Source organism: Solibacillus sp. FSL H8-0538, from assembly GCF_038003525.1.
GTDB lineage: Bacteria > Bacillota > Bacilli > Bacillales_A > Planococcaceae > JBBOPI01.
In genome coordinates, this window is the sequence record NZ_JBBOPI010000001.1 from 2579780 (window position 1) to 2603452 (window position 23673).

The 23673-nt window shown below is 36.8% G+C and carries 24 protein-coding genes, 1 tRNA gene and 3 pseudogenes; 5 read left to right on the plus strand and 23 right to left on the minus strand.

The annotated features are described in order from the left end of the window. Nucleotides 1–511: 511 nt before the first annotated feature. From MHH87_RS12250 to MHH87_RS12260, 3 genes and pseudogenes are all read right to left on the minus strand, one after another. The gene (locus MHH87_RS12250; protein WP_340749589.1) at nt 512–2563 is read right to left on the minus strand and encodes a HAMP domain-containing sensor histidine kinase; all 2052 of its coding nucleotides are present in this window, start codon (nt 2561–2563) and stop codon (nt 512–514) included. Continuing rightward, nucleotides 2550–3236: a response regulator transcription factor gene (locus tag MHH87_RS12255; RefSeq protein WP_340749590.1), complete on the minus strand. Its 687-nt coding sequence runs from the start codon at nt 3234–3236 to the stop codon at nt 2550–2552. Before MHH87_RS12255 ends, MHH87_RS12250 begins: the two co-directional genes overlap by 14 nt. A gap of 423 nt (nt 3237–3659) precedes the next feature. After that, nucleotides 3660–3991: pseudogene (locus MHH87_RS12260) on the minus strand (transposase); the annotation flags it as partial. Nucleotides 3992–4454: 463 nt separating this feature from the next. Between MHH87_RS12260 and MHH87_RS12265 the strand changes: the two are divergent. The 4 genes from MHH87_RS12265 (at nt 4455) to MHH87_RS12280 (ending at nt 9162) form a co-directional block, all read left to right on the plus strand. Then, nucleotides 4455–5102: a GntR family transcriptional regulator gene (locus MHH87_RS12265; RefSeq protein ID WP_340749591.1), complete on the plus strand. Its 648-nt coding sequence runs from the start codon at nt 4455–4457 to the stop codon at nt 5100–5102. A gap of 166 nt (nt 5103–5268) precedes the next feature. Next, nucleotides 5269–6384, plus strand: a complete 1116-nt coding sequence (locus MHH87_RS12270) for a M20 metallopeptidase family protein (RefSeq protein WP_340749592.1) — start codon at nt 5269–5271, stop codon at nt 6382–6384. A 36-nt stretch (nt 6385–6420) separates the two neighbouring features. After that, nucleotides 6421–7833, plus strand: a complete 1413-nt coding sequence (locus MHH87_RS12275; RefSeq protein ID WP_340749593.1) for a YfcC family protein — start codon at nt 6421–6423, stop codon at nt 7831–7833. Nucleotides 7834–7932: 99 nt separating this feature from the next. Next, nucleotides 7933–9162, plus strand: a complete 1230-nt coding sequence (locus tag MHH87_RS12280; RefSeq protein ID WP_340749594.1) for a M20 metallopeptidase family protein — start codon at nt 7933–7935, stop codon at nt 9160–9162. A 130-nt stretch (nt 9163–9292) separates the two neighbouring features. On the opposite strand, the pseudogene MHH87_RS12285 reads toward MHH87_RS12280, so the two are convergent. Beyond that, nucleotides 9293–9550 (minus strand): annotated as a pseudogene (locus tag MHH87_RS12285) (IS3-like element ISBsp3 family transposase); the annotation flags it as partial. Nucleotides 9551–9794: 244 nt separating this feature from the next. Then, on the minus strand, nt 9795–10643 hold the full coding sequence (locus MHH87_RS12290; protein WP_340749595.1) for a pyridoxamine kinase: 849 nt from the start codon (nt 10641–10643) through the stop codon (nt 9795–9797). Nucleotides 10644–10865: 222 nt separating this feature from the next. Between MHH87_RS12290 and MHH87_RS12295 the strand changes: the two genes are divergently transcribed. Next, complete coding sequence (locus MHH87_RS12295; protein ID WP_340749596.1) at nt 10866–11417, plus strand: ECF transporter S component; 552 nt, start codon at nt 10866–10868, stop codon at nt 11415–11417. Nucleotides 11418–11887: 470 nt separating this feature from the next. Here the strand turns inward: MHH87_RS12295 and MHH87_RS12300 are convergent, their stop codons facing one another. The 18 genes and pseudogenes from MHH87_RS12300 to MHH87_RS12375 all read right to left on the minus strand — a co-directional run bounded on the left by MHH87_RS12300 (nt 11888) and on the right by MHH87_RS12375 (nt 23649). Next, nucleotides 11888–12442, minus strand: a complete 555-nt coding sequence (locus tag MHH87_RS12300) for a carbon monoxide dehydrogenase (protein WP_340749597.1) — start codon at nt 12440–12442, stop codon at nt 11888–11890. A gap of 240 nt (nt 12443–12682) precedes the next feature. Further along, on the minus strand, nt 12683–12847 hold the full coding sequence (locus MHH87_RS12305; RefSeq protein WP_340749598.1) for a hypothetical protein: 165 nt from the start codon (nt 12845–12847) through the stop codon (nt 12683–12685). A 66-nt stretch (nt 12848–12913) separates the two neighbouring features. Beyond that, the gene (locus tag MHH87_RS12310) at nt 12914–13039 is read right to left on the minus strand and encodes a hypothetical protein (protein ID WP_340749599.1); all 126 of its coding nucleotides are present in this window, start codon (nt 13037–13039) and stop codon (nt 12914–12916) included. Next, nucleotides 13036–13674, minus strand: a complete 639-nt coding sequence (locus tag MHH87_RS12315) for a DDE-type integrase/transposase/recombinase (RefSeq protein ID WP_340749600.1) — start codon at nt 13672–13674, stop codon at nt 13036–13038. The genes MHH87_RS12310 and MHH87_RS12315 overlap by 4 nt, the downstream gene beginning before the upstream one ends. Continuing rightward, the gene (locus tag MHH87_RS12320; protein ID WP_340749601.1) at nt 13671–14186 is read right to left on the minus strand and encodes a transposase; all 516 of its coding nucleotides are present in this window, start codon (nt 14184–14186) and stop codon (nt 13671–13673) included. The genes MHH87_RS12315 and MHH87_RS12320 overlap by 4 nt, the downstream gene beginning before the upstream one ends. Nucleotides 14187–14561: 375 nt before the next feature. Continuing rightward, a complete protein-coding gene (locus MHH87_RS18920; protein WP_445683126.1) occupies nt 14562–14618 on the minus strand; it encodes a GMP synthase (glutamine-hydrolyzing) in 57 nt (18 codons plus the stop codon). Nucleotides 14619–14923: 305 nt separating this feature from the next. Then, complete coding sequence (locus MHH87_RS12325) at nt 14924–15070, minus strand: hypothetical protein (RefSeq protein WP_340749602.1); 147 nt, start codon at nt 15068–15070, stop codon at nt 14924–14926. A 364-nt stretch (nt 15071–15434) separates the two neighbouring features. After that, nucleotides 15435–15572: an IS3 family transposase gene (locus MHH87_RS18925; protein WP_445683092.1), complete on the minus strand. Its 138-nt coding sequence runs from the start codon at nt 15570–15572 to the stop codon at nt 15435–15437. After that, nucleotides 15512–16120, minus strand: coding sequence for a DDE-type integrase/transposase/recombinase (locus MHH87_RS12330; protein WP_340749603.1), 609 nt, complete (start codon nt 16118–16120; stop codon nt 15512–15514). The genes MHH87_RS18925 and MHH87_RS12330 overlap by 61 nt, the downstream gene beginning before the upstream one ends. Next, nucleotides 16110–17345 (minus strand): annotated as a pseudogene (locus tag MHH87_RS12335) (DDE-type integrase/transposase/recombinase). Before MHH87_RS12335 ends, MHH87_RS12330 begins: the two are co-directional and overlap by 11 nt. 314 nt (nt 17346–17659) lie before the next feature. Next, the gene (locus tag MHH87_RS12340; protein ID WP_340749604.1) at nt 17660–18001 is read right to left on the minus strand and encodes a hypothetical protein; all 342 of its coding nucleotides are present in this window, start codon (nt 17999–18001) and stop codon (nt 17660–17662) included. A 684-nt stretch (nt 18002–18685) separates the two neighbouring features. Further along, complete coding sequence (locus MHH87_RS12345) at nt 18686–19246, minus strand: GNAT family N-acetyltransferase (RefSeq protein ID WP_340749605.1); 561 nt, start codon at nt 19244–19246, stop codon at nt 18686–18688. A gap of 653 nt (nt 19247–19899) precedes the next feature. Beyond that, nucleotides 19900–19973: transfer RNA gene (locus MHH87_RS12350), tRNA-Arg, on the minus strand. A gap of 357 nt (nt 19974–20330) precedes the next feature. Further along, entirely contained in the window at nt 20331–20831 is a 501-nt protein-coding gene (locus MHH87_RS12355) for a metallophosphoesterase (RefSeq protein ID WP_340749606.1), read from the minus strand. A gap of 14 nt (nt 20832–20845) precedes the next feature. Then, nucleotides 20846–21439: an XTP/dITP diphosphatase gene (locus tag MHH87_RS12360; RefSeq protein ID WP_340749607.1), complete on the minus strand. Its 594-nt coding sequence runs from the start codon at nt 21437–21439 to the stop codon at nt 20846–20848. Then, a complete protein-coding gene (gene rph / locus MHH87_RS12365; protein WP_340749608.1) occupies nt 21439–22191 on the minus strand; it encodes a ribonuclease PH in 753 nt (250 codons plus the stop codon). The genes MHH87_RS12360 and rph overlap by 1 nt, the downstream gene beginning before the upstream one ends. Before the next feature lie 203 nt (nt 22192–22394). Beyond that, the gene (gene racE, locus MHH87_RS12370; protein WP_340749609.1) at nt 22395–23189 is read right to left on the minus strand and encodes a glutamate racemase; all 795 of its coding nucleotides are present in this window, start codon (nt 23187–23189) and stop codon (nt 22395–22397) included. A gap of 16 nt (nt 23190–23205) precedes the next feature. After that, a complete protein-coding gene (locus MHH87_RS12375; protein WP_340749610.1) occupies nt 23206–23649 on the minus strand; it encodes a MarR family winged helix-turn-helix transcriptional regulator in 444 nt (147 codons plus the stop codon). Between the last annotated feature and the right edge of the window lie 24 nt (nt 23650–23673).

Sequence of the window (23673 nt, forward strand, 5' to 3'; positions counted from 1 at the left end):
AGTGTAAAGATAAACACCGTAAAATACGCAATTCTAGCATCAATTTAATCAAACTATATTACAAATTATCACTCATTATTATGACCAATCTTTTTTACATGTCTACATATATCAGCGAGAGTATAATATATTCCTCAAATTGGTTCTAGAACAAAATTAAAGAGCATCATTCTTATATATGAATGATACTCCTCTAAAAACCGTACTTACTTATGATACGGTTCACCTTTATTTGTCTAAGTGCGGTTTTTTATGAAAACAAAAGTACCTTGTCCATTTCACAACAATAATGTACCTTTGAAATTTGATTATAATTTTCGATTTGTGCGTCGATAATTACATTCAGTATTTTTTTCTAAATATCCACAATCCTCTAATTCTCTAGCATAAGCATGTTTTTCTAAACCTGAAGAACATTGAAATTTTCCAACAACATCTCTATCACTTTTATTAGCTACACCTATACAAAGAAAAAGAATAGGACACTCATATATCCTATTCCTTTGCTACATTATTCATTTGGAAATTTCGGTAGATAAATCATCGCCTTAAATAAATCGCCATCTACTTGAACTATGAACTTTCCGTACTGGATGTGAATAAGGCTTTCCGCAATCGACAAGCCTAATCCGCTTCCTTGACTTGATCTCGATTCATCTCCTCGTTTAAAGCGTTCCATTAGCTCTTCTGCCGAAATATTTAATTCGTATGCTGAAATATTTTTAAATGTCACGAGTATTTCATTCCCTAAATCTTCAACATCAATATACACCCTTGATGCAGGCTGTGCGTATTTAAAAATATTCGAGAATAAGTTTTCGACGGAGCGCCATAGTAGTTTACCATCAGCTTTCACATACACTTTTTCTGATGGGTAGGCTAACTTAAAATCTAATGCCGACGCTTCAATTTTTTCATCCATTTCTCCTATTCCTTGCGTTAGCAATGATACGATGTCAATCCGTTCTATCTGAACAGGTATACTTCCACTTGCCGCTTTAGCCGCTTCAAATAAATCATCCGTTAAGTGCTTGAGTCTTTTCGATTTTTGATCTAACACGTCTACATATTCAGCAATTTTTTCTGGGTCGTTTTCTATTTTTAATAAATCAACATACGTAATAATTGACGTTAATGGCGTTCTAATATCATGCGAAACATTCGTAATGAGCTCTGTTTTTAAACGCTCGCTCTTAATCTCACTATCCACCGACTTTTTTAACCCAACTGTAATACTATTAATATTCGCTGTAAGTCGGCTAATCTCCCCTTTTCCATCTACTTCAATTCGATGATGAAGGTCTCCATTCTTAATTTGCTCTACGCCCTCTTTAATGCGGTTAAACGACTTCACCTTTTTTAGCGCAAACCAGGCTGCTAGACCAATGGTAATCGGAAATATGAAAAACGTTGCCGCAACTATTACTGGATAGCCAATGACAAGTAGCACGGTTTTCACACCGATACTGCCACTATCAAAGACATTTTTCACCGCAAGAAAAACCTTCTTAAATAGTTGATAGATAAGTGTATGCTGAAGTAATGTTCTATTTTTGAAATGCTTTACGAGCGATAAAATCATCAGTAAGCCAATGCTTAAAACAGGTACCGTGAGAAGCAAGTACATATCATGCAACACTTCAATAATCACTGCTATCCACATCGCTGTTAAACAAACGACTATCACAATATTGAGATCATTATATAGTTTGTCAATGACATGAAAATGCGTTTCTTTATCTTTAAATGACGTTCTTCCAATAACCATGATTAAATAAACAAAAGATAAAATAAATCCTGCTAGAAATACAATGAATTCATTAAGAAAACTTTTAGCAATCGCTTTGTCTTTTTCCCATTCCTGTATTTTTTGTTGTAAGAAAGATTCTTTATATGCCACATAAATGGCGTCTGTTTGAGGATTCAACTTTTCAACTTCGTGCATAAAGTAATTCAAGTATTGACTCTCTTTCACTTCATTTGGGTAAAGTTTTTGCTGATAGTCCTTAAATAGCATATATGCACCAAATGATTCAAATTGCTCTTTCTTATTTAGTTCACTATTGGAGAATACATGTTCACCGTCACTCGCATAAAACACGATTCCTTCATATGCTTCTAGTGTGCCGAGTAACCGATAAAATTCCCTTACTTGCTCTTTCATGCTTTCGTCTTTTTTACGATTTATGTCATCTGCATATTTTTCTTGAAATATACGATTATTTTCTACTTCACTCAAATTTGGATTATATCTGTATGAATAACGGAAATCATTAAATAAATTTTCTTCGATTACTCTAAAATCTTCTTCAGTTAGTGTCTTACCGCTTAAAATATGTTCTTCACTTTTGTATTTTCCGGTTAATTGCGCTAAGGAGGCAATAAGGCTGTAACTTTCATCAGCGAATGCTCGGCTTTCAAAATAATTATCTTGATTTATACTACTAAGATGAACTTCATTTACTTCCATGTCGATAATTGCCTTCACTGTACCAGTTAAACAAACGATGGCAATCAGAAACACAACCACTTTCGTAATGAGTGCATGACTAATATTTCTCAACCTTATACCCAACTCCCCATACAACTTTTAAATACTTCGGCTCTTTCGGATTAATTTCAATTTTTTCTCGAATCTTTCGAATATGAACCGAAACCGTATTTTCTGGATTAATGGCCCTTTCATTCCATACCTTTTCATAAATCTCTTCAATTGTGAATACTCTCCCCGCATTTGCTGTGAGAAGCTTTAAAATTTTATACTGCACTGGTGTCAAATGAACCTCTTGTTTATCAACGGTAATGACTTTCTGTTCATCATCAATCATAAGCCCGCCCGTTTGCAATACATAACTACTCACCTCAAGACTCCCAAATGTCGTATACCTTCTTAGCTGCGATTTCACTCTAGCCACAAGTTCTAATGGATTAAACGGCTTGGCCATATAATCATCTGCTCCGATATTTAATCCGAGTATTTTGTCATAATCCTCCGACTTAGCAGAAAGCATAATTAACGGAATCATATTATTTTGCCGAATCTTCATCGTCGCCGTAATCCCATCCATTTTTGGCATCATAATATCCATAATAATTAGGTGAATAATGTGATCTCGAATAAGATCGATTGCCTCTATCCCATTGAAAGCTTTGAATACTTGATATCCCTCATTTTCTAAATAAATGCTAATCGCCCTTACAATTTCTTTATCATCATCACAAATCAAAATGTTCAACTACATTCACTCCTCCATCTCTTTAGGTTCAATTGATCCCCCCTATAGGATTCGTATAAGGATATAATACTAATTAAATCTTAACAAACGCACACACAAATTCTTAAGATTTTCTTAGTGTTTTCTATGTATATTAATTATGCTGAATAGACGATTCTGTTTTTCCTGATTCAATTACACAAGTTCTATATAAAATCCTAGAAAACATTGCAGTTAACCAGCCCGTAACACCCAGTGAAATTAATAACTGTATTCAACTGTCTATGCCAAATAAAGTCGTGAACTTAGAAAATTTTAGTAGGGACTGTCAATGTTTTTATGTAAATGACTTTTCAACCTTTTCAAGTGGATCGTCACTATTGTATTCAATTGAATTTGTTCGAAGGTTGGATTTGGTTGCCCTAACTTCGATTTCAAATTTCCAAACATTTCCCCGAGTGCTGCACGTGCTTTATTAAACCCAATATGACAACGTGTGACGAGTCGCTCGTTGTCATTTTCAAATTGCGTCACTAGAAAGCGTTCCAGTGATTCTTCGTTCGGAAATTGTTCTTTACGTTTCGTATATTTCTTGATTTGTTTATTAAAGGACTCGATTAAATTGGTCGAATAAATACTTCGCCAAATGTCTTTGGGAAAGTCATAAAACGTGAGTAGATAGTGTTTTTCTCGCCAGGATTTCACGACTTTTCCCATTTTTCATAGAACGTATCAAGCGCTTTTTGACCTACTTCAGCGTCTGTTGCTTGATGGACTTTTTAATTCACACAAAATATTTTATACTCTCTTTCTCTAAAATGGTGTCTACAGCTCCATGTGCAACCTGATTGTACATAATATAAGGATAAATACAAAAATAGTGTCTTGTTGGAATTTATTTTACTTATAAATGAATTACTTATAAATTATAGGTGATATATTATTCTTATAGACCATTTTAAATGAAAGGTTAAAATTTTATAAAATGCACTACTTATTAATTTATTTTGTAGAATAGTGGTCCTTTGATTTTTTTAAATGGATTATGAACAATAACTTTATCCTTCAATAGAGCTGTTAACCTGCCGAAGATCCAGGTAGCTCCTCTACGACTAAGAAGGAATTTTGTTAGGACCAACATATCGTGCTTTGTTGCCTGTATAGTCAACTACAACTCAGAAAGGTAAGTTTTATAAAAAAAATATTGTAGATGATATAAAAAATGAATGGGGTTATTAGATGAACAATTTTTTATCGTTAAAAGACCATGTATATAATTATATTGTGGATCAAATCAACAACGGGACTCTGATTGCTGGGAAGAAGATTAGTGAAAGAGACATCTGTGAAGGTTTGAAAGTTAGCAGAACACCAGTTAGAGAGGCACTTATACAGCTTTCATCGGAAGGGTTACTAGAAAATGTACCGAGAAAAGGATTTGTTATTAAAAAGCTAACAACAGACGAAGCGAAAGAAACGTATTTTATCATTGGTGCATTAGATGGTTTGGCTGCCTCACTTGCCACACCCTATTTAACGAACAAGCATATGCAAGAAATGGAGTTTTATATCCAAAGTATCGATTTAGCCATTCAAACAGGCAATTTTCAAATGTATGATAAAATGCAAGAAGCATTTCACGGTGTTTATTTATCCCTCTGTCCTAACAAAAGTCTTGTAAGCATGCTTTTACAACTGCAAAAAAAATTCATGAAAACATTCGATCACCTCGGTGACCCAGAAGTTACTAAAACAAAGCTTACACAAACAAATAATGAGCATAGAAAAATGGTGGAACTATTTAAAAATGGCGAGACAGCTGAATTAGAAAGGTATATGAAAGACATTCATTGGAACACCGAAAAAGCTAGTCTCTTACCGCTATAAGTTCAAAAATGCTCCTTTATGAAAAAATTCTGTTTTGCAAAAAAACAGAATTTTTTTATTGTAATTAGAAAAATACAATATATAATATACAATATACAAAAAAACAGATAATTCTGTTTTAAAAAAAAATTGAAATACTAAAAGAATTTTAGGGAGCTGTTAGAAATTGAAGTTTGAAAATTTTGACTTAGCAAAAAAATTACGTCATGAACTGCATCAACATCCTGAACTTTCTAATGAAGAAGTATGGACAAAGCAACATTTAATCATTTTCTTGAAAACGCATACAAATCTCGAAATTATTGATAAAGGGAATTGGTTTTATGCAATTTATCGTGCAGGCATAGATAAACCAAATATTGCTTTCCGTGCAGATTTCGATGCGTTGCCAATGGATGAAGTGATAGATCTTCCATGGGCTTCTCAATTCCCTGGAAAAGCACACAAATGTGGCCATGATGGTCATTCGGCAACATTAGCAGGATTTGCGCTTGAAATCGATCAATTGGGGGCAGACAATAACATCTTTTTCCTCTTCCAACCAGCTGAAGAAACTGGCGATGGCGCTATTCAATGTGTTGATTTCATTAAGGAGCACAATATTGATGAAATATTCGCCTACCATAACATGAGTAGTATTCCTTACAACGCTATAGGGATTATTGATGGGACAGCATTATGTGCATCAAAAGGAATGACCATCCATATGGAAGGTTCTCCGGCTCATGCCAGTCAACCAGAAACTGGGATCAACCCATCTTTAGCAATTGCTAATATCGTTAAAGCGATCCCTGACTTTCTATCTCCAGAAAAAAATAAAGGTCTTGTCCTGTGTACGGTCGTACAAATCGATGTGGGTGAAAAAGCTTTTGGTATTGCTGCATCAATAGGTGATCTTCGTATGACAATACGCGCCCTTTACGAAGCAGAGTTGGACCGACTTCAAGAAAACCTTGAAAAATTAGCGAAAGAACAAGCAAAAGAATTTGGATTAGAAGTAAGTTTTTCTTATAACGATGAATTCCCGGAAACGGTAAATCATAAAGAAAGTGCAGATAAAATTCGAACAGTTGCAAAATCAAGGGGAATGCAACTAGTTGAACTAAAAGAAGCATTTCGTGGTTCTGAAGACTTTGGACACTTTACAAAGTTAACGAAGGGTGCTTATTGCTTCATTGGAAATGGTGAAGATTACCCACCTCTTCATACGTATGAGTATGACTTCCGTGATGAAATGATTGAATCCGGAGTGGAACTATTTAAAGCATTAGTTGAATTATAATTTTACAAAAAGCAAGAGGGATTTGGAGGAGTTCACATGACATCAAAGAAAAAACAAAAAGGTATTAACTTCCCACATGTTTATATCATGTTCATGCTCGTAATGTTACTAGTAGTGGTACTATCATGGATCGTACCAAGTGGGGAGTATGAACGAGTAGTTAATCCAGAAACAGGCATTACAGAACTAAATACAGAAAAATTTGCGTATGTGGATCAAGCAGAGCCTATTGGATTCATGGATTTCTTCACAGCATTGCACAACGGTGTTGTACAATCAGCTGATATCATTGTCATGTTGCTATTTGCTAGTGGCGCGCTGTTTATTCTTGAAAAGTCTGGCGCGATTGCTGCAGGGATTCATAAGTTACTTAGCATTGCTGCAGGGAAAGAAAAACTGATTATCATCTCTTTACTCACATTATTTTCCGTATTAGGAACAATTGGTTTCGGAGAAGGCGGAATCCCATTTATTCCACTTGCAATGGCTGTCATTATGGGATTGGGGTATGACCGAATTACAGCTTTCGCGGTCCCTACTGTTGGTTTAGCGATTGGTTTCTCAGCAGGTGTTGTCAACTTTTATACGACCGGTGTTAGTCAAACAATTGTTGGGTTACCAATTTATTCGGGACTAGTTTTCCGTATTGTTGCTTTAGTTGTCTTTATTATTATCTCTATTCTCTATATTCTTCGATATGCGAATATAACAAAAGCCGATCCAAGCAAAAGTATTGTTGCTGAAGATTATTTGGAAGAACTAGAAAATACAAAAACAGCAGAGTATGAAGTAGAAGAATTTACAATGACAAGAAAGCTTGCCTTATTAGGCTTAGTTGTTGTTTTAGTTGGAAGTGCATTTGGGGCCATTAAACTTGGTTGGGGTATGCCTCAATTATCTGGTATCTATGCTATTTATGCAGTATTTTTAGTTATCATTTTAAGACTTAACCCTAGTGAAGCTGCTGAGACATTTGGTATTGGTGCCGCAAGACTTCTGCCAACAGGACTAGCGATCGGTTTTGCTCGTTCAGTTATGATTTTAATGACGCAAGCTCAAATTATTGATACTGCTGTTCACTCATTATCTAACCTATTAAACAATACTGGATCCATTATTACTTTACTAGTACTATTCATTGTTGTTATCTTCTTCAACTTCTTTGTTGTTTCGGGAAGTGGTAAAGCGATGATTTTAATGCCAATTATGGGACCATTAGCGAAAATATTAGGCATTAATCAACAAGTAATGGTTTTAGTGTATCAATTTGGTGATGGATTCACGAACTATTTATGGCCAACTTCTGGAGGGCTAATGGCTGCTCTGGGCATGTCAAATGTGAGTTATGCCGCTTGGGTAAAATTTTCAGCGAAGTTATTCATTTTACTACATTTCGCGGCATTTATCTTAATATTAGTCGCTCATTATATGAGATTAGGACCATTCTAACGGTCTAGTAATTGACACTCTTTTCAATAGAGAGCCAACTAGGTTTCAATTAATCATCTAGTAGGTTTATCTAATTATGATAACAAAGGGGATATCTATATGATTAATGTTTTTGAAGACTCTAAAAAATACGAAGAACAAATTATTAAAGACCGTCGCTATTTACATCAAAATCCGGAAATCGGGTTTGACCTTCCCAACACACAAAAATACATTCAACTACGCCTTGATGAAATGGGCATTGAACATAAACAATGTGGCGTAGTACCACCTGAGGTTACCGAAAAATACGCAATCGCGGGATTCGGTAAACAGGAACATTGTACAGGCGTTGTTGCTACAATCGGTCAGGGTGCACCTTGTATTCTTCTTCGTGCAGATATGGATGCACTACCAATTCAAGAAGAAGTGGAATCAGAATTTAAATCCCAAAAACCTGGTTTGATGCATGCTTGTGGCCATGACTCACATGTTGCGATGCTTTTAGGCGCTGCGCAACTTTTGAAGGATCGTGAGGCCGATTTAAAAGGAACGGTTAAGTTACTGTTCCAACCTGGAGAAGAATGGGGATACGGCTCAAAGCTAATGATCGATGATGGTTTACTTCAAAACCCTAAAGTAGATGCTGCTTTTGGGATTCATATTATGCCAGACCAAGAAGTTGGAACATTATCTGTCCATAAAGGTACCGTATCACAAGCCATGGATACGTATATTGTCAACATTCAAGGAAGCGGCGGCCATAGCTCGCAACCACATAAAACAATTGACGCCAACATGATCATGACTCAACTTTATACAAGTCTAAATCTATTAATGACACGTGAAGCAGATCCAGGTCAGAGTGTCACATTTTCTGTAGGTGCCATGAGTGGCGGTATTGTGACAAATGTTATTCCAGACAAAGCGGTTTTACAAGGAAACATGCGAAGCTACCACCAACAAACGCGGGACCATTTATGTAAACGCATCCCAGAGATGATTGACCATACCGTAAAAGCATGGCGCGGAGAATATAAAACAATCGAATTCCATACACCAACAACATTTAATAATCCTGAATTCATCGATGAGATTACACCTTTCCTAGAAGAAGTAATGGGCGCGGAAAATGTTGTGGATAACGGCTTATTGGGTGGTTCAGAAGATTTTTCTTACATTTCTCAAGAAGTCCCTTCTGCCTTTGTTGTTTTAGGTACTGGAAAAGAAGGAGAAGCACCGGTGCATAACCCTCGTATGCATCAAAATGAGGACATCTTTAAGTATGGTGCTGCTTTACATGCTAACATAGCAATTGGATGGTTAGAACAACAGCATAAAAAAGATTAACTTACAATCTTTCATACGAAGCATTTCATGTGAAGGGTGACATAAAAGAACGTTGCGCAGACGACTGAACTGCGCCCCATTTTACGGACAGTTTAATAAAAAGCAATTGTGCAGTCTAAGCTGCTTTAAGATGGTTCCGGTATTCTGCTGGAGCCATCTTTTTACGCCAGCGCGATAATGAAGATTGTGCTTTCGTTAACCCAATGAAATCTAAATCAAATCCCTTTTCACGAAAGATTTGTGCAGGGCCTTTCCCGACTATATTTTCTTCGACTGCTTTGATTTTAAATTCTGCTGTATATTGAATGGCACGATCAAATACTGATGCCATGTTTGGATTTAACTCTAGTTGTTGAATCTGTTGTTCGTTAAAGATAATTTTACTCATGAGTATTCCCCGTTCCAAATTCTTAAATGAAAGCATAACGGGATTTTGCCTTTTAAAAAAACACAAAAACCCCGTGTAGGCCCACTTTTTTTAAAGTGGCCACTATTCAGGGTTCAGTTCACCTTCTTGTGTATCCTTGTTTTCTCGAATCCACGCTGTAAATGGCGGAATGTTTCCACTTTTGGGCGAATTTCCCCTTCGAAATCGCCGACAGCATACTCTTGTTATAAAGAATCTGAGATTACTAAAGCAGCATACGCAAAAATTGTTCAAAATTCACGCCTGCCTCACGCGGAAGTTGCTCTTTCGACGTAGCTTCAATCGCAGCGGCTAAAAACGCCTCTGCAAGCTTCATCGACTCTACTAAATCCTGTCCGCGCATCATGCCTCCCATAATGACCGATGCAAACAAATCACCTGTGCCTGAATAGCTCTCGCCGTTATAGTCACGGATACTATAAAATGAACGATCTGCATCGATATACATATTGCCTACATAACGCGTGTTCGCATCTGCTGGCGGCGGATTCAAACCGGTAATAATGACGTTCGCCCCAGTTGCCTGCTGTAACTGATGGCCCGCTTCATCTAGCGCCTGAAAATAATCCGAATCGTCTTGATAGCTCTGTAGCTTCTCATACGACAAACCTGTAAGCATGCAGCACTCTGTAATATTTGGTGTAATTATGTCTGCACGCTTCACTAGCTCCTTCATACGATCAAGCAACTCGCCTGAAAACATTTTATACACCTCTCCCAAATCGCCCATCACTGGATCGACAAGCAGCGTTGTTTCACTCGAGTGAAACACACTTAAAAACTGAAAGATGTTATCGATTTGCTCTTTTCCGGTCACAAAGCCTGTGTGAATGCCATCAAAGGTTGCACCAAGCTTGCTCCACTCATCCACAAAGATATCCATCTTTGACGTTAAATCGTTACAATAAAAGCTCGGATATCCTGTTTGTGCTGTTAAAATCGCAGTTGGCAACGGCACGGCCTGAACACCCATCACTGACAGCACAGGTATCGCTGCCGTTAACGAGCACTTCCCAAAGGATGAAATATCCTGAATTACAGCAACTTTTTTCATCATACTCTCCACCTAACTAATCCCACTTATACTCTCTTCATCGTACCATAATTAGAAAGATGCGAAAATACTCACAACTTATATTCTAAAGGTTAAAAATAATTTTACATAGATAAACAATCTGACCTTTAATATTTTTATAAAATTGACACTTTTACAATAGTCAGTTCTTTGCTAAAGTTGAAATTATCAAAAAAAATCAACGTAGTGAGGAAGATGCAAATGCAAAATATACAAGTTCAAACCTATACAAAACCACGCACGAAAACATTTGATTTAGTGATTACTTCAATTTTAGCAGCACTTGTATTCGTGGCAACAATGTTCATCAATATCAAACTCCCATTCGGTCAAGGAGGCCTCATCCATTTAGGCACGTCAATGCTTTTCATCGCAGCAATTTTATTTGGCCCTAAAAAAGGTGGTCTTGTAGGAGCAATCGGGATGGGCTTATTTGATATCGTGGGCGGTTGGTTAATTTGGGCACCAACAACAATAATCGCGCGCGCATTACAAGGTGTCATCGTTGGGAAAATCGCTTGGTCTAAGGGACATAGAGGCGACAGCATTGGATTAAACATTTTAGGAGTAGTCGTTTCAATGCCTGTGATGATTGCCGTATACTACACCGGGCAGGCAATCATGTTCAAAAGTTGGATTGCACCTATGGCATCAATTCCAGGGGACATAATCCAAAACGTTATCGGTTTACTAATCGCGATTCCAGTATGTATCGTGCTGAAAAAAACACCGTACTTTAAAGAAAATTTTTAGTACACACAAAACAAATACGCCATCTTGCTGTTTTGCTTGCAGCATTGATGGCGTGTTTTTGTCAATCTTTGGGAAAATCCTCATATCAAGAATAATAAGGAATGCTACAATAATACTAACTAAAACAAAAGCAATAATTCCAGCTTTAGAAAGGTGGGACTGTCAATATTTTTGTGTAAATGACTTTTCAACCTTTTCAAGTGGATCGTCACTATTGTATTCAATTGAACTTGTTCGAAGGTTGGATTTGGATGTCCTTACTTCGATTTCAGGTTTTCAAACATTTCCTCAAGTGCTGCTTGAGGGCGAAGAGTCAACTTTTCCTTTTCCTGAAGTTGAAAGTAGTAGCTAATAACAACAAAGTCGAATTCCTGTATGTTACGGAATCGACTTTTCTTATTGAATCTTGTTGAACTAAAGCACCCCGTTAATTGAAGAAGAAGGCAGCTAATGGTCTTTTACTGAAGAAGTTAGTCAATTGAATTAGCTATTCGGATTAATATATCAGGTGTTTCTGTATTGGATACTTTTTTATTAATTCCGAGTAGATATTGCAAATTATTTTTTTCGAAGACAAAAAAGTTAAATAGCTGACCTTCAAAATAAATGGCTTTGCTACCATCTTGAAGTGTATACTCCTTACCATTTAAGTTCAGTTTATCATTGAAGTTCAATTTATTTTTTAAAGGACGAATGTCAATTTTAAAGATATTTTCTCTTATATCTTTATTAACAAACCTAATTTCTAAGGAATCATTCACATTATAGTTCTTATCTTCAAAAAACCTTCCAAATTGATGTGTGAAAGAAATAGGAGGCAGCATTTCGGGCAGCTTTACATCACATTTAAAATGATTTTCAAATTCCTTTACTGCTGCTTTTACAGATTTATATCCAACTTCTTTAACCCCTTCCTCAAAAGAAGGTGGAGTGTCGTTCGGATTTGCATTTACTGTTCCATAATATAACCCACAAATTAATATACTAAATAAAACCAATAGAAGAAGCCTTTTATCCAATTTCATCACCCTAAATTATATTTAGGTTTAGTGTCTCCTGTTCAGTTACATTAATTCTCTCTTTCACTATCGGTGTTTGTCAATATAGTTGTCGCATCAAGCTACTTTACTTCGTTACTCAATTTAAATTCAATTCAACTACATCCCCAATTCAATCGAAGCTATCGCGCTGCGCTTGATGGCCTGTTGATCGACAATGGAAGAAACAGCTTCTTCCATTGTCGATCAACAGGGAAATGGTTTTTTTTATTCCTGAACGATTTCTTTCATCGGATTCAGCGCCACTTGCTCCTGTGCTGACCAATTACGGATTCCACGTTTCCAGCGCTCTGGATGCTTCTGTTTTGCCTCCTCATGCACATCTTTTCGCTTCGCTAAAATTCCGATATGTTCGCCTGTATGACACTGCACCGGCGTCACAAATCTTAAGGCACTATGTAAATGAATCTCATTGTACCAGTGGATAACCTTTGCTGCTCAAATCCGAACTGCTTCTATTGTCTCAAAGCCTTTATTCGGAAAATCAAGACTGACACGTGGCCTTGAATAATAGCTTTGAATGCCCATTTTCTCCAGAAAACCTTGAATTATCGCTGCTTTCATTGGACTCCCATTTCAGAGTGGAGTACTAATGGCGCCCCTTGAATCTTTTCATTCAGCACAGCTTTTTGTACCACTTGCTCGGCGTATTTTGCTTCTTCCGTTTCCCATACTTCCCAGCCGACAACCTTGCGACAGAATAGATCGATAATCAAATATAGGCGGTAAAACATGCCTTTAACTGGTCCGGCTAACCACGTAATATCCCATGTCCATACTTGATTCGGTGACACAGCGAGATGGCTTTCTGGAATTCTTTTCGTCGGTTTTTGACTGAAGCCTCGGTGATTTTGCATCTTTTCTTCACGTAACACACGATAAAATGTTGATTCTGAAGCGATATATGTTCCTTGATCTGCTAGCTTTGGGACAATTTGTGTTGGCGGTAAATCAGCGTATTCATCTTGTTTGACAACAGTTAAAATTTCAGTGCGTTCTTCTTCAGATAATTTGTTTTTGGGCACTGGACGCTTGGCTGTCGGGCGTTGATCTGACTGGATTTCTCCACCTTTTACCCAGCGCTCATACGTTCGTACACTAATATGCAATTCCTCACACGCTTTCGCCAATCGCGCCCCATTTCGAATCGCTTCTTGAATCAATTCGACAGCTAGTTTGCGATTTGACGGGTCAATCATTCTTCCTCTTCGTCCTCCAAAATCGCTTGGGCCTTTTTTCGCAGTAATAATAAGGCAGCTGCTTCTGCTAAAGCCTTTTCTTTCTTCTGTAAATCCTTTTCCAGTGATTTTGTGCGTTGTTGTTCTTCTTTTAATTGGCTGTTCAACTGATTCGATTGATCGAACACTTGACCATTCGCCTGAAGACAAACTTCCTTCCATGTTTCAATCTGTTCCCGATATAACCCTTTACGGCGACAATATTCCGCTAGCTCTGCTTCGTTCATCGCAAATGTTTCCATTACAACTAAAAACTTATCCTGGCTGCTCCATTTGTCGCTCGTTTGCCCATTGCCTGGTGTCGCACTACCGGCTGCACGTGCTTCTTTGCGCCATTTATACTGGGTCACATCTGTAACGCCCGTTTCTTCACTTAATTTCGCTACCGGTTCATTTTGTGGTGGCATCATACGTACGACAATCGCTTGCTTTTGTTCAGCGGTGTAGCGTACGCGTTCTCTTTTCATATTCATTCGTCTCGACCTCCGTGTATTTTACTTAATCATATAACGTTTGCTCGGTACGACTTCTATCCTAACAGAGGGGGAATGTTAAACTGTTCATCCATGTAGTCTTTCCAACGGTTTAAACGGTACTTACAAAGTGCAATATATTCCTTCTTCCGTTCTTGAACTTGTTGATTTAATTCGAAATCATCTATCAGTTCAGTGATTTTAACCAATAAAAAAAAAACCCCTTCTACTTAGCTTGTTGAAACTAAATAAAAGAGAGTTTAAATTAACATATAAATAGTTGCACGTTAGCAATGATTTCACTAATTAAGGACACACGCTAAACGTTGGTATATCAATATTTACAGCGTATAAATAACCTTATATTTCACAAGGTCATTCCCACTCAATCGTTGCTGGTGGCTTAGAAGTAATATCATACAGTACGCCCACGAGCTATTGATTCACAAGGGTTTTACGCTATTTATCAAAACAGGATATTTCGTTCAATTCATGTAATTCTTGTCCTCAATTGTAGCTGGTGAACCCCTATTTAACAACGATATTATTTTGAATAATGGCTATGTGGTTTCAATGTCAAAATCAATTTGTGAGGAATGGATATCTGATGACGAGTTTTTTGTCACCGAATCTGAAATTTAGGAGAATAATAAACTCTATCATCAATTGAAAAAAAGAACTTCGAATAAGAAAAACATAGGGAGATTTTTGTCTTCCTATGTTTTCATTCATATTATTTATCTGTTTGTTTTTGCTTTTTTTTTTAAATACTCCGCACGTATTTTCTCAAGTTGCTGCTTTTTATCAAATTTGGCAGGCTTGTGTTTTTCATGATACTTTGCCACAGCCACCTGACCTTTGGTATCCAATTGATATTTCCCCACTTTGTTCACCTACTTTTCTTGTCTTTAAAGAGAATCTATTCAACAAATATAATATACCTTATTTTACTAAAGTAAACCTTTTTACTTTATTAGTGTACTGTATAACCTTGCATATATCAGTAAAAACTTAGTAAAATAATTCATAGCCAAATGGTATTCATTATACTTATCTTTACGACCTTAAATTTGCTGATTCATTTTAAAGTCATCAATCAAGTCGCTAATTTTAACGAAAACAAAAAACATCTTCCAGTTATTTGTTATAAATAACTAAAAGAGAGTTTAATTTTTGAAATATAAATAGTTGTACGTTTATCATTGATTTAGTTCTTAACTGGAATGTCAACACTAAACTGGACAACTTTTATAAGGACTGCTGCTTAAACTCAACTGGCGTTAGATAGCCCAGTGTTTGATGAATTCGAATGTTATTGAACCAGTTCACATAATCCCAAAGTTCAAGATCCAGCTGTTCAAGGGAAAGGAAAGTGCGTTGGTACACAAATTGGATTTTAAAACTCTTAAATGTGGCTTCTGCTCATGTCTATCATTGGGACATCCTTTTGCACTTAGTGAACGTTGAATGCCGAATGTCTCGGTTACTTCTGCCATTAATTGATTATCAAATTCGGAACCACGGTCTGTGTGAAATAATTGTACGTTGGTTAAGTTGCCTTTAATACTGCTCAATGCTCTATAAACAAGCGCTGCGTCTTTGTTTGGCCCCGAACTTGCTCCAACTAGTTCTCGGTTGAAAAGATCCGTAAATAAGCATACATAGTGCCATTTTTTTCCGACACGGACGTATGTTAAATCACTAACTAAAACAGATAATTCTTTTTCTTGGTGAAATTCACGGTTTAAAACATTGGCGACAATGGCTTCATTACTACTTTTTTTCTGAGGTTTGTAATAGGCCACTGTGTAATTAGATGAAATACTTAGTTGTTTCATCATGCGACTGATACGACGTCTTGAAATGAATTTTTTGAACTGCGCCCCATTCAACGGACAGTTTAATAAAAAGCGATTTGGCAGTCTAAGCTGCAATGAGGTGGTTCCGGTATTCTGCTGGAGCCATCTTTTTTAGATTCCATTGCTTGCGTGAAGTATTGTAATACTCCATTAATGATCCACCATTTGATTAATTCGAATAAGTTATTCACCGACTTCAAATCGAGTTCATCTTAAAAATACCCAAAGAATGATTCCTTTGGGGCGTTATCAATACAATTGCCTCAGCGTGACATCGACTGTAGTATGCCGATTTTCTTTACGCGTTGTTGAAATTCAGGGTGTGTGTAATGCACTCTTTGATCTGAATTAATCATTGCTTCTGGATGGATATTGCCATCTAATGCTTCTTCGAGCTTTTCTAATGTACGGTAAACGATACGCATTTTTAAACTTGTTGGGAGTTCATACGCAACGATTTCGTGTGTTGCCACATCTTTAATACATGATAAATAGTTCGGGACTGTGAGATGTTCTTGCGTTGCTTTCGCTATTTTCTTATACGGATTGGCACTTCGGATTTTCGCAAAGAAATTGTACTTATGCATTAAACTAAGAATTTTCTTATGATTCATTGGGACCACCATTAATTCTGCCAACTTCATATAGAGCTGACGGTAACCTAGTTTCCCTTTAAACGAATCATAAACACAACGTACAAATAAATAATCCTCGTAATCACGTTCATCACGAATCGCGTGCTTTTCTGTATTTTTAACCCACGAATAATAGCCACTTCGGCTTACGCCCGTTAATTCACAAAGGTAACGCGTCATATTTTTTAACTAGTATTTTCGAATGACCTCATTAATTACTTGGTACTTTTCATACGGTGCTAGAACCGTTTCTTCGCCTGCCTTTTGAGTTCCTCCAACTTTTTTAACAGCTCTAATTCGGCCTCTAAATATTTAATACGGGCTTCTGCTTTTTCGAGCTTTTTATCAGCTGAAGGCTGTTTAGAAGAGGGACGTCCTGTACTACCTTTTCCTCGACGTTCCTCCAAAAATCCTTGTTAACCATAAATTTTATACGTTTTACGCCAGCGCGATAATGAAGATTGCGCTTTCGTTAACCCAATGAAATCTAAATCAAATCCGTTTTCACGAAAGATTTGTGCAGGGCCTTTCCCAGCTATATTTTCTTCGACTGCTTTGATTTTAAAATCTGCTGTATATTGAAAGGAACGATCAGATACTGATGCCACGTTTGAATTTAATTCTAGTTGTCGATTCTGTTGTTCGTTAAAAATAATTTTACTAATGACGATTCCCCGTTACTAAATCTTAAATGATAGTATAACGGGATTTTGCCTTTTAAAAAACACAAAAACCCCGTATAGGTCCACTTTTTTAAAGTGTCTACTATTCGGGGTTCAGTTCAGATACTTAATCTATCTTCATTATTCAACCATAAAATTCCCAAAAAAATAAAATAAAGCATAAATATTAAAAACAGAAAATTTATGCTTTACGTCACATTGATATGACTACATTTGTTTGAGGAGAGGATAAAAGAAATCAATAAATATCAAAAAGCATAAGCTTTTTACGCCTACGCTTTATCAAAAAATTGATGTTAAGACATCGTTATTCTTTTACAAGCTATTTTTGCTGCTGGAATTCCAACACCAGCACCCAGTGCTGTATCTACTGATTCCCCCCAAGAACCACTGCTAGCCTTTATTTCGTTCCCAGCTGTAAAAACTCCCTCTGCTACAATTTCAACACAATCATAATAGTCTGGATTAGGATTACTTTCAAGATACTGTGCAGCTAATTCGTCTGCTTTCTTTTGTATTGAAACCCGACCTTGTTCAGCCAATGAACTAAAAACACTCTCAGCTTGCCCACCAAAATGTACTATTACGTCGTTAATGTCTTGACCAGTACGATGTATATCTCCCATTTCAAATGACATATTTTGTCCTCCCAATCATTTAAATTTGAACATGTTTTTCAGTTCACATATATTTTCTCCAACTGAGATTAATCTTATCCTTCAACAACTGACCTAAATAATCTACTGTAGCTTTTGAATAAAGTCCGATAAAAAGTAAGTTGCAAACGCCGATTTTATACAGAATGAAAACAACTGTTTTGAAACAAAGTTTGATCAAAACAGTTGGTTATTTATCTAGTTTGGTTTTTATAATAAAGATTGATTATTTCGGGATACGAATCTTCAATTAAAACCCCCGCTAGTTCAATAAAGAAAAAGGCTATGTTATGGGAAAAGGTTGATTTATTACGTTAAGGAATCCGCTGTATATGCAAGATTTTATTCAAAATAGGATTCAGTGCAATTTCTTTTGAACAGCATTGAAAGCTTTGTTGTATCTAAGTTCAAACGATAGTGCATAAAAAGGTGTATATGAATTAAATACAGAAAAACACTTAATACATTGATATGGCAACGTTTTAAGTGTTTTATTTCGTCCCAAAACTTTTATTTGGGAATGTTATTGTGAATTTGAATGTATACTCGGAGTAAAAAATGTCCCACCAGAATGGGGTTCCGTCATAATTAATTGGGTTTACAAATTTTGGGGGTATACAAAAAAACAAGAGCAAACTTAATTCAGTCTGCCTATACAAACAATATTTAACCCTGTAAATTCACCCAATCTTTTCTTAGTAACCCCATGTAATAAATATCGTGGAATTTTCCAAACCTAAATAGTTCCTCTTTTAAAGTCCCTTCCAAAGAAAACCCACATTTTTCATAAGAGGCAACTGCTCTTTTATTGAAGCTAAATACCTGAAGCTTTACTTTATTTAAATTCATGTAATTAAATATAAAATCAATCAATATTTTCATAGAATCTGTTCCAAAACCTTTTCCTTGGTATTCGGCTCCAATAGAAACTCCAACATGACAAGTACTGTTTTTCCAATTTACTGAGTAAATAGATATTGTCCCAATAAAGATTTTTTCATCTTTCAGCTCAATTCCGAATATATATTCATCGTTTTTAGGATTTACTTCACTTAGAAACTTTTCATGGTCACTTTTAGTTGGCGGAAATGGAATCTCATCATTCATTAATAATCGACTTTCCACAACATCTTCAATTGCATAGAAATTTTCATAATCATCTTTTGTAATTTTACGTAAAGCGATTCTATAACCTGTTAGAAAATTTTCAATATAATGCTTCATCATTTTTCCCTCCAATTAATTAGCAGGGAACAGCAGTAAAGGTTATTCTACTGAACCCTTGCGGAATTTTTGATCTTGTTCCTGTGAAAACGTCTAATCCAATACATGCCATCATGAGTTCATCTCCCTTTACTTTTGATAGTTATATTGTATACAAAATTAACATTTTTTTCAATTGAGTTATTTAGCAAGTCTCAACCTTTAACTAATGTTTTCGATAACCTCCCCTGATTCAAGAAGACATACAAAAATATATAAATGCAAAGACAGTTCAGATTGTCCAATCAAGACACTTTGTACAAAAGCCAAAGGCAACCACCAAGTACAAATCGTTCCCAAAGCGTCGTTTAGGAAAGTTTTTGAAATGTATGTTGCACTAAAGCACTCCGTTTAACATAAATATCCAAAAGAAAATTATCTCACCTCTAAGATAAACAAATAATCGAACTTTGTTATAAATGATCAATCTTTTTATAAAACTACACAAGAAGCGTCTTCGTGATACTTTTTCTTGTGTAGAAAATGTGTAGAAACTTTTCATTTTCTATCCTTTTCTAACGTATTCCCAAAAAAGGAAAAGCGCCTCAAACCCTTGATACTAAAGGATTTGAAGCGCTTTTCAGTTGGTTCAAACTTGTTCTAACTGAACCTTGATACGTCCCAGGAGGGATTCGAACCCCCGACCGACGCCTTAGAAGGGCGTTGCTCTATCCAGCTGAGCTACTGAGACAATGTATTAACATGACATTTCTGACATGAAAGACAATATTTATTATATGCCCTATATACAATAAAGTCAACACCATTTTAATACTAAATCATTATTATAATAAAATATTTTACTAACCGTTAATTTGTTATGAACAGCAGGCAATTATTTAAAAAAGAAACACCCCGCTCCAAGATGCGGCCACTGAAAAAATCGATTCTTCACGAAAAACGTGATATAAATTTAAATATTGCATGGAAAAATCTTATTGAAAGAAAGATTTATACTAAATAAATCCGAATTTCATTAGTTTTTCAATACCCTCCTACAAAATAGAGCGAGATGATAACTTATATTATGCGGTTAAGCGGCTTCTTATTAGCGTCCTAGTACGATCTTATCAAATAATTCGTTATTAGCATTATAACAATTTACCGTAAATTGCTGAGTTGAAATATCAATTACGACAAAACTCTTTTCTGCAACACCACGTGGCTTTAACAGGCTACCTGGATTGACGAATAATGTACCGTCAATTAGTTCCGCGCCTAATACGTGCGAATGCCCAAAGCAGACGATATCCGCCTGGATTTCCTTTGAACGGTACACCAAGTTCATTGGGGACGACTTCACACCATATAGATGGCCGTGTGTAACGAATACGCGTAGTTCGCCTGCCGTAAATTGAATTTCATTTACATAGCCCGGGTCATGGTCACAATTGCCTGCGACACGCTCAACGCCCTGTAAATAAGGATGGTTGTACGGTAATTCACTATCGCCGCAATGAATTACAGTTTGTACATCTAGATGGTAGTTTTTGACGCGTTCAATAACTGCTGCATCGCCATGTGTATCACTCATTACCAATAGTTTCATACCGTCACCTCAAATTATTTTAAAAGAGTAGCTAGCTCTAATGCTAATTTACGAATTGCGTTCCCACGATGAGAAATCGCACCCTTTTCGTCAGCTGATAATTCTGCCATATGGCGGTCTAAAGCAGGTACGAAAAAGATTGGATCATAACCAAAACCATTTGCGCCGCGTTTTTCATGTGCTATGACACCTTCACACGTACCAAATACTGTAGAGGTTTCCATAGTCGGACCTGCAATCGCAAGTGCACAGCAAAAACGAGCCGTACGTTGTTCTTCAGGCACATCCTTCATGTTTTCAAGCACTTTTATCATATTGGCTTCATCGTCATGGTCGCCAGCATAGCGAGCAGAATAAACGCCCGGCTCGCCGCCTAACGCGTCTACTTGTAAACCACTGTCGTCCGCGATAACAATTGTGTTTAGTGCAGCAGCTAATGTTTCTGCCTTTAGCACTGCATTTTCTTCAAATGTTGTACCTGTTTCTTCAATTTCCATATCCGGTGCAACGTCAAACATTGTAACTACTTCGTAACCAAATGGATTGAACAGTGCTTCAAAATCTTTAGCTTTACCTTTATTTTTCGTTGCAATGACTACTTGCTTCATTAGGCTTCGCCCTTCCCAATTAAGCTCGCTAATTCACCAAGTGCTTCTCTTTGAATTTGGATTAATTGAGCAATTCCTGTTTCCCCAAGATCAAGTAGCGCATTTAGCTCTACACGTGAGAAAGTTGACTCTTCCCCTGTACCTTGTAATTCAACGAAGCGTCCATCTCCGGTCATCACGATGTTCATATCCACTTCAGCAGCTGAGTCTTCAATATAGTTTAAGTCAAGAACTGCACCAATTTCTTCAATCATCCCAACACTTGTTGCAGCTAAATAGTCCACAATTGGGAATTTAGCAAATGGCTTTACTTCGCCCATTTTCGCAAGGGCTTGTGTCATCGCAACGAATGCACCTGTAATGGATGCTGTTCGAGTACCACCGTCCGCCTGGATCACGTCGCAGTCAATCCACACTGTTTTTTCGCCGAGTGCTTCTAAATCAACAACCGCACGTAATGCACGTCCGATTAAGCGTTGGATTTCCATTGTACGGCCGTTTACTTTACCACGAGATGATTCACGTTGCGTACGCTGCTCTGTGGCTCTCGGAAGCATTGAATATTCTGCTGTAATCCAGCCCTTTCCTTGACCTCGTAGGAACCCAGGCACCTTCTCTTCAATCGTTGCTGTACAAATCACTTTCGTATTCCCTACTGTAATTAATACTGAACCTTCTGGGTGCATTAAATAATTATTTTCAATTTGAACTGGACGTAATTCATTCACAGCTCGGTTATCATGTCTAGTCATTGTTGACCTCCTCTATATTCGCGCAATCATCTTAACATAATTTCGGATAGCACAAAAGTAGTTGCGCCAGATTATATTAGAAAGACACATCTTGCCCAATATAGTGCGAGATGATCTCCTTCCTTATGTAGATACGAAAGTTATACTTTCTTACCTACTAAAAGAAAAGACTCAAATAGATATACAATCTATTTGAGCCATCATTAAAATGTAATTCGGCGAATGTCTAACTCTTCCTGATTTAGCCATCGCTCGCATATTGAACGAAAAATAGGGACAGAACCGGATGCATGAAACACATGCTTTGGCTTTTCTTCATCAGTTCGAAGCTGGCCATTGTATTGTAAAATCGCTTCTACATCTTTTGCTGTTTCTTCGGCTGAAGATAATACATGCACATTAGGTCCGACCGCTGCTTCAATTTGCTTTTGCAATATCGGGTAATGCGTGCAACCTAAAATTACTGTATCAAAGCGTTCTTCCTGAAGCGGCATTAATCCTGTTTCTACAAGATCGTACGAAAACTTCCCTTCGTATTCACCACTTTCAACAAGTGGTACAAACGTTGGACAAGCAAGTGGAATAATTTTCGCTTTCGTATTTAGCGATAGTAATGCTTGCTCGTAGGCACCGCTTTTAATTGTGCCTTCCGTAGCGAGTACTACGACTTCATTACGCTTTGTTTTTTTCACTGCAGCTCGAGCACCTGCATTAATAACACCTAATACAGGGAAAGGCATATGTTTTTGCAAACTTTCTAATGCAACAGCTGTTGCTGTATTACAGGCTATGACAAGCATTTTGACATTCATTTTTTCAAGTGCCTTTGCCATTTGCCAAGTATATGTACGCACTTCCTGCTTTGAACGAGGCCCGTACGGACATCTTGCTGTATCACCTATATAATAAATTGTTTCATTTGGCAAAAGTTCCATAATCGCTTTTGCAACAGTTAATCCGCCTACTCCGGAGTCAATTACACCAATCGGGGCATTCATTTGTACCGCCTCAATCCTATTTCATTAATAAATGTAGTTTTTGTAAGTTTCTTAATAATTCTTCTGCTTCATTTTTGTCAAACTCACCCATAATATCACGCAAGTAATTTTGACGTTTTTCAATTACTTCTTCAATTATACGCTCGCCTTCAGCAAGTAAATGAATACGTACAACGCGGCGATCATGTTCATCACGCACACGCTGTACTAATTCATTTTTCTCCATACGATCTACTAAATCAGTTGTTGTACTAAATGCTAAATACATTTTTGTGGATAAATCCCCAATTGTCATATCACCTGATTCATGTAACCACTGAAGCGCAATAAACTGCGGAGGTGTGATTGTATAATTACTTAAAATTTCGCGACCTTTTTGTTTAATTAAGTGTGAAATATAACGTAATTCTTTTTCTAAAATAGCTACGGATTCAAAGCTGTGTTTGTCATTATCATTCATCTAATCCATTCACTCCCCAAATAC

Excerpts from the sequence above, each read along its gene's own strand:
- MHH87_RS12320 (WP_340749601.1), bottom strand. The coding sequence starts at position 14,186 with ATGAATATGAAAAGAGAACGCGTACGCTACACCGCTGAACAAAAGCAA.
- MHH87_RS12310 (WP_340749599.1), bottom strand. The coding sequence starts at position 13,039 with ATGAAAGCAGCGATAATTCAAGGTTTTCTGGAGAAAATGGGCATTCAA.
- MHH87_RS12265 (WP_340749591.1), top strand. The coding sequence starts at position 4,455 with ATGAACAATTTTTTATCGTTAAAAGACCATGTATATAATTATATTGTG.
- rph (WP_340749608.1), bottom strand. The coding sequence starts at position 22,191 with ATGACTAGACATGATAACCGAGCTGTGAATGAATTACGTCCAGTTCAA.
- MHH87_RS12375 (WP_340749610.1), bottom strand. The coding sequence starts at position 23,649 with ATGAATGATAATGACAAACACAGCTTTGAATCCGTAGCTATTTTAGAA.
- MHH87_RS12290 (WP_340749595.1), bottom strand. The coding sequence starts at position 10,643 with ATGAAAAAAGTTGCTGTAATTCAGGATATTTCATCCTTTGGGAAGTGC.
- MHH87_RS12275 (WP_340749593.1), top strand. The coding sequence starts at position 6,421 with ATGACATCAAAGAAAAAACAAAAAGGTATTAACTTCCCACATGTTTAT.
- MHH87_RS12340 (WP_340749604.1), bottom strand. The coding sequence starts at position 18,001 with ATGTCATTTGAAATGGGAGATATACATCGTACTGGTCAAGACATTAAC.
- MHH87_RS12355 (WP_340749606.1), bottom strand. The coding sequence starts at position 20,831 with ATGAAACTATTGGTAATGAGTGATACACATGGCGATGCAGCAGTTATT.
- racE (WP_340749609.1), bottom strand. The coding sequence starts at position 23,189 with ATGAATGCCCCGATTGGTGTAATTGACTCCGGAGTAGGCGGATTAACT.
- MHH87_RS12300 (WP_340749597.1), bottom strand. The coding sequence starts at position 12,442 with ATGAAATTGGATAAAAGGCTTCTTCTATTGGTTTTATTTAGTATATTA.
- MHH87_RS12360 (WP_340749607.1), bottom strand. The coding sequence starts at position 21,439 with ATGAAGCAAGTAGTCATTGCAACGAAAAATAAAGGTAAAGCTAAAGAT.
- MHH87_RS12295 (WP_340749596.1), top strand. The coding sequence starts at position 10,866 with ATGCAAAATATACAAGTTCAAACCTATACAAAACCACGCACGAAAACA.
- MHH87_RS12345 (WP_340749605.1), bottom strand. The coding sequence starts at position 19,246 with ATGATGAAGCATTATATTGAAAATTTTCTAACAGGTTATAGAATCGCT.
- MHH87_RS12280 (WP_340749594.1), top strand. The coding sequence starts at position 7,933 with ATGATTAATGTTTTTGAAGACTCTAAAAAATACGAAGAACAAATTATT.
- MHH87_RS12315 (WP_340749600.1), bottom strand. The coding sequence starts at position 13,674 with ATGATTGACCCGTCAAATCGCAAACTAGCTGTCGAATTGATTCAAGAA.